General features: G+C 50.5%; 13 protein-coding genes. 11 read left to right on the top strand and 2 right to left on the bottom strand.

Features of this window, described 5'->3' with window-relative positions:
* The first annotated feature begins 72 nt into the window (after positions 1–72).
* From blaOXA to AC0YN4_RS19080, 6 genes are all read left to right on the top strand, one after another.
* Positions 73–819 (top strand): class D beta-lactamase, encoded by a 747-nt coding sequence (gene blaOXA / locus AC0YN4_RS19105; RefSeq protein ID WP_475783632.1) that lies wholly within the window; start codon positions 73–75, stop codon positions 817–819.
* Positions 816–1,157, top strand: a complete 342-nt coding sequence (locus AC0YN4_RS19100; protein WP_475783372.1) for a hypothetical protein — start codon at positions 816–818, stop codon at positions 1,155–1,157. The genes blaOXA and AC0YN4_RS19100 overlap by 4 nt, the downstream gene beginning before the upstream one ends.
* 41 nt (positions 1,158–1,198) lie before the next feature.
* Positions 1,199–2,308, top strand: coding sequence for an epoxide hydrolase family protein (locus AC0YN4_RS19095; RefSeq protein WP_475836503.1), 1,110 nt, complete (start codon positions 1,199–1,201; stop codon positions 2,306–2,308).
* 595 nt (positions 2,309–2,903) lie between these two features.
* A complete protein-coding gene (locus AC0YN4_RS19090; RefSeq protein ID WP_475836502.1) occupies positions 2,904–3,566 on the top strand; it encodes an NAD(P)H-dependent oxidoreductase in 663 nt (220 codons plus the stop codon).
* A 38-nt stretch (positions 3,567–3,604) separates the two neighbouring features.
* Complete coding sequence (locus AC0YN4_RS19085) at positions 3,605–4,126, top strand: nuclear transport factor 2 family protein (RefSeq protein ID WP_475783369.1); 522 nt, start codon at positions 3,605–3,607, stop codon at positions 4,124–4,126.
* 117 nt (positions 4,127–4,243) lie between these two features.
* The gene (locus AC0YN4_RS19080; RefSeq protein WP_475783368.1) at positions 4,244–4,579 is read left to right on the top strand and encodes a winged helix-turn-helix transcriptional regulator; all 336 of its coding nucleotides are present in this window, start codon (positions 4,244–4,246) and stop codon (positions 4,577–4,579) included.
* Positions 4,580–4,612: 33 nt separating this feature from the next.
* On the opposite strand, the gene AC0YN4_RS19075 is transcribed toward AC0YN4_RS19080, so the two are convergent.
* Together AC0YN4_RS19075 and AC0YN4_RS19070 are read right to left on the bottom strand one after the other, a co-directional pair.
* Positions 4,613–5,248: a peptide-methionine (S)-S-oxide reductase MsrA gene (locus tag AC0YN4_RS19075; RefSeq protein WP_475783367.1), complete on the bottom strand. Its 636-nt coding sequence runs from the start codon at positions 5,246–5,248 to the stop codon at positions 4,613–4,615.
* A gap of 12 nt (positions 5,249–5,260) precedes the next feature.
* Positions 5,261–6,280, bottom strand: coding sequence for a LacI family DNA-binding transcriptional regulator (locus AC0YN4_RS19070; protein ID WP_475836501.1), 1,020 nt, complete (start codon positions 6,278–6,280; stop codon positions 5,261–5,263).
* Between the two features lie 268 nt (positions 6,281–6,548).
* Here AC0YN4_RS19070 and AC0YN4_RS19065 point away from each other — a divergent pair, with 268 nt between their 5' ends.
* The 5 genes from AC0YN4_RS19065 to AC0YN4_RS19045 are packed head-to-tail and all read left to right on the top strand — an operon-like array spanning position 6,549 to position 11,668.
* Positions 6,549–7,874 carry an ABC transporter substrate-binding protein gene (locus AC0YN4_RS19065; RefSeq protein WP_475783365.1) on the top strand — a complete coding sequence of 442 codons (1,326 nt, stop codon included), beginning with the start codon at positions 6,549–6,551 and terminating at the stop codon, positions 7,872–7,874.
* 14 nt (positions 7,875–7,888) lie between these two features.
* A complete protein-coding gene (locus AC0YN4_RS19060) occupies positions 7,889–8,764 on the top strand; it encodes a carbohydrate ABC transporter permease (RefSeq protein WP_091223065.1) in 876 nt (291 codons plus the stop codon).
* The gene (locus tag AC0YN4_RS19055) at positions 8,751–9,590 is read left to right on the top strand and encodes a carbohydrate ABC transporter permease (protein ID WP_475783364.1); all 840 of its coding nucleotides are present in this window, start codon (positions 8,751–8,753) and stop codon (positions 9,588–9,590) included. Before AC0YN4_RS19060 ends, AC0YN4_RS19055 begins: the two co-directional genes overlap by 14 nt.
* Before the next feature lie 30 nt (positions 9,591–9,620).
* Positions 9,621–10,583 carry an MTP-1 family protein gene (locus AC0YN4_RS19050; RefSeq protein ID WP_475783363.1) on the top strand — a complete coding sequence of 321 codons (963 nt, stop codon included), beginning with the start codon at positions 9,621–9,623 and terminating at the stop codon, positions 10,581–10,583.
* Between the two features lie 20 nt (positions 10,584–10,603).
* Positions 10,604–11,668 (top strand): BtaManbiosPhlase, encoded by a 1,065-nt coding sequence (locus AC0YN4_RS19045; protein ID WP_475783362.1) that lies wholly within the window; start codon positions 10,604–10,606, stop codon positions 11,666–11,668.
* Positions 11,669–11,678 lie beyond the last annotated feature (10 nt).

Below are 11,678 nucleotides of genomic sequence, written 5' to 3'. Positions count from 1 at the left end.
AAGGAGGAATTCAATTTGATAACTTGGAACAAGTTGAGCCACGTCGTCCTGGCGCTCGTCATCTTACTGTTCATGGGTGCAATAGGCATTACCGCATTGCCAGTACATGCTGCCCCCAAAGAGATGAAGCTCCCCTGTCAGGAGCTGTTCCATGACGTGCAGGGCACCGTGATCATCAAGAACCTAAGGACGGACCGAGTCTATGTCTGCAATGCCGAGCGCAGCCGGCAGCGGTTCACGCCAGAGTCGTCGTTCAAGGTGCCGAACGCTCTCATCGGTCTCGAGGTAGGAGCGGTTCGGGACGAATATGACGTTAAGAGGTGGGACGGCGTCATCCGTCCGTTCGAGGTATGGAACCGAGACCATTCACTAGCCTCGGCAATGCGGTCATCCGCAATCTGGTATTACCAGGCGATGGCCAGGGACATCGGAACCGAGCGGATGATGAGTTATGTGGAGCGAATTCATTACGGCAATATGGATATTAGCGGGGGCATCGATACCTTCTGGCTGAGCAGCTCGCTAAAGATCTCGGCGGAGGAGCAAGTCGACTTCATAGAAGACCTGGTGGAAGAGACGCTGCCCTTCCAAGAGCAAACGCAGAAAACCGTCAAGCGCATCATGATTGATAACGACCAGGACAACTACACGGTACATGGCAAGACGGGGACGCGGCTGTCCGACAACGGCCTCGGCTGGTATGTGGGCTATGTAGAGCTCGGGAAGACCGACTGGGTGTTCGCCGCCAATGTAGACAGCAGCGGGTCGACGGCCAAGACGGTCACGTTGGAAGCCTTGAAGCGCCTCGGCATTATATGAGTATTTACCACGTTGTCATTTATGCTGTACTGTTCATCGGCCACGGCATATTCCAGCTGTGGGCTTACCGAAAGGGCTACTCCCTCAAGGTAAAGTTAGGCGGACTGCTGCTCACATTACCGCTGCTGCTCTTGGCGATTCAGCTGGGCGGACTGTATGCAGCCTACCTGCTGCTGGTGCCTGTAATTCATACGATCCTGTATACGGCCATGGCCGTGACGGGGATTGAAGCGCTGCTCTGTCTTCGCCGAGGGAGAGCGGACAAGCGGTTCGTCGGCCTGCTGCTCCTGCTGGCGGTTCTGGTTGGCGTGATGTTCGATCTACGACGCATGCTGTGACGGCACGCAGCCGTGTCACTAACTCTCAGGAGGAATTAACCATGAAGAAGTCTATTCATCTTAACTCGAGCCTTGAAGCCATCCACCCCTTCCAACTTGAAACCTCGCAGGCTGAACTAGACGACCTTCATCTGCGTTTGTCACGTACTCGCTGGCCTGATGAGATTCCGGGAACGGGATGGGATTACGGGGTACCGCTTTATTTTGTGAAAGAAATGGCGAACTATTGGAGCACAGCTTTCTTCCATATTACATCCCAAGAGAGCCATGCCAAGCCGCTCTTGCTCATTCACGGGTGGCCCGGATCACCTGTCGAATTTCTTGATCTTATCGGACCGCTCACCGATCCGACCTCTCATGGCGGCAATGCAGAAGACGCCTTTCACCTAGTCACACCATCCATTCCTGGCTTTGGTTTATCCGGTCCTACAACGGAAGCAGGATGGACATCCGGACGAGCTGCCCAAGCCTTCGTGGAATTAATGAATCGGTTGGGCTATGAACGTTATGGTGTACAAGGCGGCGATATGGGTGCGATGATCGCCCCAGAAATAAGCCGGATAGCTGCAACTCATGTTACAGGTGTGCATGTCAATGCTGCCACGATGGGGTTCATCCCTATGGGACAGGTTGAAGAGGACGTGTTCGTGTTACTGACTGATGCAGAAAAAGCCCGACTCGCGCGTCTGGGTCAATTTATGAGCGAGCGCTTCGGCTTTAACATGATTCAATCGACCAGACCGCAGACGCTTGCTTACGGGCTGCATGACTCCCCGGTCGGACTGCTCGCCTGGACATCCGAGATGTTCTATGGATTCGGCGATGCTGTGGGGGCTGTTGACCGAGACCGATTCTTAACCAATCTGATGTTATACTGGTTCACTGGAACGGCCAACTCTTCTGCTCGCATGTATTATGAAGGTGCACATGATCCTGGTGCCTGGGCACCTAAGGCTTCAAGTCCAACACCTGTAGGCGTTGCCGTATTTGAGCAATCCGACGTTGCGATTCGTCGTTATGCGGAGCAGAACCACAATATTGTACACTGGAGCGAATTTAACAGAGGCACACATTTTGCCGCAATTGATGCTCCGGATTTAATGATCGATGATATCCGCGCGTTCTTCCGGATCGTAAACGCGACGAAGTAAACCCCGTTAATTAACTCTACTAATTCTTTCGAACCTAACAAAAGGCCGGCTTCCTCCTTGAGTTGTACAAACTGCACGACAAACTGAAGCCTTCCGAGAAAAAAGGTAATTAACGTGTATAACATGCATTTGAAATACGCATAACCCACTAAATTCATGAGAAAGAAACGTATGAATTGTACGAAGTACACGTCATATGTCATTTGAGACCAGAAAGCAGCGAACGTGTTGTACGCCTTACACGTCATCTTCGATCGGCGTGACAGGTGATCCTTCCCACCTCATTCCTTTGTCAGCTAGACAGCGAAGTCACCAAAAAAAACGAATCGCTAAGATCGCTAGACAACCTAAGTTATTAAGTGGCCGTGGGTACTCTCCCTCGGCCTTTTCGTGTGCGATGCCTCCTCCTCCGCTGCAAAACGATTTTCACTCCTTCTTTCTTATGGTAGATAGACTCTTGGCTTTACTTTTATAAACTAGATTTATAATAATAGCCTCCTTATGCAACAGATTTATACCTGCTATAGTGGTCTCCAAGGCAATTGAAGCTTCAATGCCCAGCTTAAAAAAACAACTCGTGAGGTGAATTCTAGCAATGAATATCGAGGCCAAAAAAACGGATTTGATGTCTACTTTTAATTTCAGGCATGCAACCAAAGAATTCGATCCGGCGAGAAAAATAGCGGATAAGGATTTTCAATTCATACTCGAGGCGGGCCGTCTCTCTCCCAGCTCGGGAGGCAATGAGCCTTGGAAATTCGTAGTCGTACAAGATTCGGAATTCAGAGGAGAACTCGCGCCGCATGTATCGGGTGCGATGCGATCGCTGCCAACGTCGAGCCATTTCGTTATTATTTTGGCCAGAAAAGGACTTACTCATGATCATTCTTACGTAATGGATCAAATGACCCGAGTGAAGGGTATGCCTATAGAAGTTTATAAAAGCATGGAGCAAGCCTACGCACAGTTCTACGACGACCTTCATTTGAATTCGGAACGCGAGCTGCTGGACTGGTCTTCGAAGCAGACGTACTTGGCAATGGGCAATATGATGACGGCAGCGGCGCACATCGGCATCGATTCATGTCCGATTGAAGGCTTCGATATGGATGCCGTCAATGAGCTGCTGCGCAAGAAAGGACTACTCGGTAACGACGAATTCGGCTTGAGCGTGATGACGGCTTTCGGTTATCGGGCCAGCCAACCGAAACGCGCGAAGACAAGACGTCCCATGGCGGATATCGTTCAATTCATATAAGAAGAAGCTTCTACAAAACAAACAAAGGACGTGTTCATATGTTGGAAAACAATCAGCAACTCGCTGCGAAAATCGCAGAACTAGAAGAGCGATATGAGCGTTTGGAGAATAGGGAACAAATCAAACAATTGAAAGCCCGTTATTTCCGTTATGTTGATGAGAAGAAATGGACGGAATTTGGGGAGCTCTTCACTTCCGATGCCCTCATTATTTCACAAGGCCAAGATTTTTCTAAAGGCGGCGGCGCAGCGTACGGGAAAATGATCGGGGAACTAGTGGATAGAGCTCCTACGGTTCACCACGGCTATATGCCCGAGATCGAGATCATCGACAAGGATAACGCCACAGCCGTTTGGGCTATGGATGACTTGCTGACTTTCCCTGACGCGAAGGATGCCTATCCGGGACATCACGGGTATGGTCAATACCGCGAATCATATAGAAAAGAACAGGGTGTTTGGAAAATCAGCAGTACGGTTCTGACGCGATTCCGCATGGATCCTCTTCCGAACTGGGATCCGAGTACGGACCCTGTGACCGGAGCTCCTATAGCTGGGTAATAATCTGCAATCTAAAAGGGACAGCGCAGACTTTCTGCGCTGTCCCTTTATTAATCGGTCACATAAGAACCCAACAAAAACCCGATAATAGCTAAAAAATATTGCGAGCTGATACATTTGGAATCCACGAAATTCGAGATAACTTGCATCAAGTCGATTTCTGAAGTGTTGCAATTTCTCTCAGGCAAATGGACGTTTCTAGTCATAACGGAGCTGCTGAAGGAGCCCCAACGTTTTAATCAATTGCGAAGAAATCTGGGTAACGTCAATACGAAGGGTTTAACCGATACCTTACGGAATTTAGAAGATCATCAAATGATCAAACGCCAAGTATTTCCGACCGTACCTGTGTCCGTCGAATATTCAATCACGGAGAAGGGAGCATCCTTCTCGAGTGTATTTCAGCACATTAATGACTGGAAAACCGCTTGGGATACTCCCGCTCCGAAATAAAGAATTTTCTTCGCTCCTAGCTCGCTGTAATGTTTACCATTTAATTTGCTTAATGAGCCGGATGATCTCCTCTTGTTCCTCGTTACTGATCTGCCAAGTCCGGATGTCTTGGACAATGGTATCCATGTTGGCGAAGCCTTTCGCAATTCCGTTTAACCGGGCAGCCAATGCTGCATTCGTCAGGTCATCCTCGGCCTTGAAGAGCGTTCGCAGCTTGTCTACAGCATCCGGGTATCTTTTCAAATAAAACTTCTGATTTCGATCCTCAGCAGGATAAAAAACGGTAAATGGAGTTAACTCGGTGTCCGGCACTCCTTTTCCTTGTTCCCCTCTGTTCTTCATAACCTTCTGGATGACACTTAGCTGTGCCGGGTCGCGATACAAGATCAAGGAATTGTACAAACGATCTCTGTAATTATTGATATTAGCCGGATTATGGCTGTTCCAATACAGATCCAAGATCGTCTCCAACTTTACGACAGCCGGATCGAATTCGATTTCGACCATCTCGGTGTGATCTCCCGTATGCCGCGTCGCAGGGTTATCGGTCGTTCCTCCGGCATAACCTACACGCGTTCTCGTGATACCCGCAAGTTGTCCGAACAAAGCATCGGGGCCCCAGAAGCACCCCATACCGAGTGTTATCGTTTGAGTGTTGTTAGGGTTCATCACATTCACCTCTCACTCCGCGCGGACCCCACCGGTTGACCCACGCACAATCAATCGCGTCGGCAGGAGCAGCTCCGTATAGGGATCGTCCGGATTATTAATGCGCTCTATCAGCCGATCAACAGCTTTGACAGCGTAAAGCTTCAGGTCAACCTCCACCGTCGTGGATGGCGGCGTGGAGATACGGGACAGATAGCCGTTATCGAAACTTACAATAGATACGTCCTCCGGTACCGACAGACCTTGCTGCTGTACCGCGGCGTTTAGGAAGAAGCCGAGACCGTCATTGACGCAAAACCAAGCTGTCGGCCGTTCACTCATCTCTTTTATATAGGAACAAATGAACGAGCCGTCTTCAAGCGCCGAGGTATGGACCCATTCCTCCTTTATAGGAAGCCCATATTCATACATCGCCATACGATAGCCGTCTAATCGTTCGTAGTAGCTCGGCGAGAAAGCGATATCGCCTACAAAACCGATGTCGGAGTGTCCTAACCCGATCAAATGGCTGACTGCTTCATAAGCACCGAAACGATTGTTTGTAAGTATACTGTCTGCCTTAATTTGCGGGTGATGATGGTCGATCAGAACGGCGGGTATGCCTGTATCCAGAAGGGCATTAATATAATCAGTCGTAATATGGGACAAGATAATCATGCCATCTACCGATCGATTCTGCACGATTGGCGGCATAAGGAGTTCCTTGACGGCATCGGGGCCGATCGATTGAATGACCAGCTCATAGCCCTGCTGCTTCACTTCTTTCTCCACGCTCAAATAGATTTGCCCAAAGAAGCTGTGCATGCTAAAGGCAAAATCCGAGGCAATCAGCGCAAATTTGCCGCTCATCGGGAGGTTGCTCATCTCCTTCTTGCCCTTGCTATATACATAGCCCATCCGCTGGGCCGTCTCGATAATCAGCTTGCGAGTATCTTCGCTGACGCCGTCTTTTCCGGTCAAGGCTTGCGAGACGGAGTTTTTGGATAAATTAAGCTCGTCGGCTATATTCTGCATCGTTACTTTCGGTTTCATGACCAAAACACCCTTTCGACGCAGCATAGCAAATGGTTAGACTTCCCTACCGCGCAGCACTTTCTTATATTGTAACGTTACAAAATAATATTGTAAATATCTTGTCCATTGACAGAGCATCTGGAAATCAAATTAATCACTTGACTTTGCGTTACAAATAATCAATAATTGATGACACAAGCGCTTACAAAAATAATGTAACGTTACTTTAGTCATGACAAACCTCATTACTTATTTTGTTTACACATCAAAGGAGGAATTTCACGTAATGAAAAAGCTCGCTTCCACCCTACTCATCACCGCAATAGCCGGTTCGATGCTCGCAGCCTGCGGCAGCAAAAGCAACGATAACCAAAATCAAGGCGCTGATTCAGGAAATGGCGTAACCACAATCGAGTTTTGGGCTGCTCCCAACCCGACTCAGCAAGCATACTGGGCTGATTTAGCCAAAGCTTACGAGAAAGTCAATGACAAAGTAAAAATCAACGTTAGTGCCATTAAAGAATCACCTACTTCTGAGGCGAGCATTCAATCGGCTATTGCCGGTAAGAGCGCGCCTACGATATCGGAGAACATTAACCGCGGATTCGCGGCTCAGCTGGCTAACAGCAAAGCATTACTTCCATTAGAATCGATGCCGGGATTCGAGGACGTCATCAAAGGCCGTAACATGACAAACACGATTGAGCCTTGGAAGTTTTCCGATGGCCATCAATATGTGCTTCCGATCTACTCCAACCCGATGCTGTTCGGCTGGCGCATCGACATTCTAAAGCAAGCGGGCGTTAATGAAGTTCCGAAAACCTATAGTGAAATGCTGGATGCGACCAAGAAGCTGAAAGCTAAATTCCCGGATAAATACGTATGGGCTAAACCGGATCTAGCTGATCCGACCGCTTGGAAACGTTGGTTCGACTTCTTCATGCTGTACAATGCAGCATCTGGCGGCAACCACTTCGTCGAAGGCAGCAAATTTGTCGGTGACGACAAAGCAGGCACGGAAGTATTGACGTTCGTAGATAACCTGCGTAAGGAAAAAGGCATTCTGTCGCAAACCGTTACAGATCCTTTCGAAACCGGCGTTGGCGTCTTTACCGATATCGGTCCATGGACGTTCAACATGTGGAAAGAGAAGTTCCCTAAACTTAAAATAAACGAAACGTTCGCGCTGAGCATGCCTATCGTGCCAGATGGTACTGACCCGGCTGCAAGCAAGACGTTCGCGGATACGAAAGGTCTCGTCATCTTCGCCCAAGCTTCGAAAGCGCAGCAAACAGCGGCTGTTGACTTCATCAAGTGGGTCTACGCCGATCCGAAGAATGACGTGAAATGGCTGGAGCAAACAAAACTGCCGCCGGCACGCGACGATTTAACAACAAATGAATCGTTCAAAACCGTGCTCGATGCGAATCCGGAATTGAAGCCATACGCGGAGAATGTGCCGAATGCCGTGCCTCCGATGGACAATGCAAAATATAACGACCTACAAACGCTTATCGGTCAAGAAGCCTTCAACAAGGTGGTACGCGGTGAAATCGCGCCAGCTGAGGGCTGGGCTAATATGAAGAAAGCCATTGAAGCCGCTCTTCAATAGAGGGAGTTGTCCTAATGGATCAAAAAAACAATCGGTTGGGCTGGTTATTTACCAGCCCCTACCTCATTTATTCGTTGATATTCTTCTTCGGCCCGCTGATCTGGTCGTTTTACCTTTCCTTTACGGACTGGGACTTGATCGCGCCGGATTACAACTTTCTTGGGCTTAAGAATTTTACGGATGCCCTGAAATCGCCCGGCGTGCACGCCGCGTTCTGGGTGACTTACAAATTCATGATGATTTTCGTCCCGCTCGTAACGGTTCTCGCATTGTGCGTTGCGGTCGTCGTGCACAACCTGCCACGATTTAAGAGCCTGTTTCTAATCGGTTTCTTCTTGCCCTACTTGTCTTCCGGGGTTGTATCGTCTCTGATTGTGAAAGGATTCCTGTCCTATTCGAGTCCGCTCAATACGGTTCTTCGCAAGGCAGGCATAAACATCGACTGGCTCGGCACTCCGATGTCAGCGTTGTTCGTCGTCGGCTTGATCTTGGCGTGGAAATTCACGGGATATTACGCTTTGATTCTGACTTCGGGACTGAATAGCATCGACGCTGAGATCTACGAAGCCGCCGCGATCGACGGCATCACGGAACGGCAGCGATTTTGGCGCGTTACGCTGCCGCTGCTCTACCCGGCATTCTATACGACGCTCATTTTAGCGTTCGGCGTCACGTTTGGTATTTTCACGGAAGTGTATCAATTAACCGGCGGTGGACCGAATTTTGCTACGAACACGTGGCAGATGGAGATTTTTAACCAAGCCTTCAAAAACTTGAAAGCCGGCTACGCATCCGCCGTGGCGCTGCTCGCATCGATTGCAACCTTCATCTCGATCTTCATCATCCGTAAACTGCTGGAACTGTGGGGGAAACGCTATGGTTGGGACTAACCGAAACAGTAAAAGCAAGCTGACTGTCCGCTATGGGCTGGCTGTCATCCTTCTGTTCATTATGGTCTACCCGTATTTATACATGGTGCTTAATTCGTTCGCGGATTGGAGCCAGGTCGACCAGAAATTCATACCGAGTTCGTATTCGACGAAATCGTACAATTGGCTGTTTTCCGGCGGCGAGACAGGTATTACACGCCCTTGGGTAAGCTCGTTCTTCAATAGCGTGCTCGTGTCGATCGCTTCGACTGCCCTGATGATGATGTCGGGCATCATGGTTGCTTACGCGCTTTCCAAGCTGAATTTCCGCGGGCGGGACACGATTAACAACTTCGTCTTGTTCCATATGTTCTTCCCGGCGATTATTCTGCTCATTCCGACGTTTCTGATCGTTCAGAAGGTCGGCTTGTACGACACTTACTGGGGGATGATTCTCCCTAAGGCGGTCAGCCTGTGGGCGATCTTCATGTACACGAACTTCTTCAAGGCAATCCCGTCGGTATTCATCGAAGCGGCCAAACTGGACGGCGCCAATGATTTCAAAATCATGTACCGCATCATGCTTCCGATGTCCAAATCGATCACGACCGTCATCTTCCTGTTCCTCATTATGGAACGCTGGACGGAGCTGCTATGGGATATGATCATCGTGCGCAGCGACAATAAGCTAACGCTGAACGTGCTGCTATCGCAAATGTTCGGCCCGTACGGCACCTACCCGGGGCCGCTCTACGCCGCATCCGTGCTGCTGACGATCCCAATCATCATTCTGTTCATCTTCTTCGGTAAGAAATTCCAAGAAGGCATGCAATTCAACTTGAAATAGCAATTATTTGGGTGAGAGGAGTCGGAGAGCTTGAGTTTGAACAAAACGGCTACAAAAACATGCGAAGAGCTTCTACGAGCGTTTCAATCCTCGGAAGCCTCGGTGCGCGATGCACAGAAGATCGTCTTTACAGGCGGCGACGACTTAGAAGGCAAGGACGTTTACAATATTACCGCACCGTTCACGGACGAAGGCGAACAAGTCATTGCAGGACGCGTAGAGTCGCGCGACAGCGAGCATTCGGATATCCTGTTCTTCACGCAGCAGGGCGGAAGCTGGTCGCCTAGAGCCGGCGCGCCGTCATTCCGCTTGCAAGATCCTTTCTTCACGCGAATTGCCGGGGAGCTCGTGCTCGGCGGCGTGGAGATATTTCCGGATCCCATGAAGCCGGATGCGCTGAAATGGCGAACCGTCTTCTACCGCGGCAAGAGCATCGCCGCGCTGCAGCCATTCTTTAAAGGGCCTGACGGCATGAAGGATATCCGTCTCGTCGAGCTTGCGGACGGTTCAATCGGCGTATTCACGCGTCCACAAGGCACCAAAGGCGGCCGCGGCAAAATCGGCTACGCCCATATCGCCTCGCTGGATGAGCTAACCGTCGATCGAATCAACGAAGCACCGCTGCTGGACGGACAATTCGCCGACGAGGAGTGGGGCGGCGCTAATGAAGCCCACCTGCTTCATAACGGTCTGGTTGGCGTACTCGGCCACATTGCCTCGTTCGACGATCAAGGGGACCGTCACTATTACCCGATGGCGTTTGTCTTCGATCCAGCCGACGGAACCTTCTCGGATATCGAGCTGATCGCGGTTCGCTCCGCCTTTCTGCCCGGCCCGTCGAAGCGTCCGGATCTCCAGGACGTTGTCTTCAGCGGCGGTCTTGTCCGCAAGGGGGATGGAACGGCCGTCCTGTACGCCGGCATAAGCGACGCCGATGCGCAGCGGATAACCATTGCAGATCCGTTTGCGCGGTTTGAACACGAAATTGCTTGATAAGGGAGTTATCGATTGTTATGAACGTATACCGTTATGAAGAAAATCCACTAATTACGCCGCTCGACGTGAAACCGCACCGTGACAATTTCGAGGTCATCGGCGCGTTCAACGCCGGCATCGCGTCTTACAATAATGAAATTATTATGCTGCTGCGCGTGGCGGAACGGCCAATCAGTTCCGTCCCGGGCACTGTGCTGGCGCCGGTTTACAATACGGCCACGAAAGATCTGGACCTGATCGAGCTTCGGCTTGATGATGAGCGCTACGACTTCTCGGACCCGCGCGTCATCAAGAACAAGTCGCATAGCGCAACCTTCGAGTATTTAACCTCGATTTCCTACCTGCGGATCGCGCGCAGCAAGGATGGCCATAGCTTCACTGTCGATGAGAAGCCGTTCCATTATCCGTCGAACTCGCTAGAGACGTTCGGGATCGAGGATCCGCGCATTACGCAAATCGGCGACACGTATTACATTTACTACTCAGCCGTAAGCCCGGTCGGCGTCGGCGAGTCGATGATTTCTACGACCGACTTCGTGAACGTCACTTACCACGGCATGATTTTCGGGCCGGATAACAAAGACGTGCTTATTTTCCCGGAGAAAGTAAACGGCAAATATTACGCGCTTCACCGTCCGACGACCAAGAGCACCGGCAACCCGGAAATGTGGATCGCCGAGTCGGACAACCTGCTGTACTGGGGCAATCACAAGCATCTGATCGGTCTTCGCCAGGGCATGTGGGACAGCGGCCGCATTGGCGGCGGCTGCGTACCGTTTAGAACTGAGCGCGGCTGGCTGGAGCTATACCACGGTGCGACGCTCGAGCATCGCTATTGCATGGGGGCCGTGCTTCTTGATTTGAACGATCCGTCCAAAGTGATCGCCCGCTCGGGTAAACCCATTCTGGAGCCGGACGCCGATTATGAGAAGAAAGGCTTCTTCGGAGACGTCGTCTTCGCCTGCGGAGCGCTTGTGGAAGGCGATGTCGTCAAGATGTATTATGGCGTCGCGGACACGTCCATGGCAGCCTGCGAGCTGAGCCTGCAGGAGATTTTGGACAGCTTGGTGCCCGTCGAATAACTTAGTGAAG

This window comes from Paenibacillus sp. J22R3 (assembly GCF_056269305.1).
This window is presented reverse-complemented; position numbering and strand designations above follow the sequence as displayed.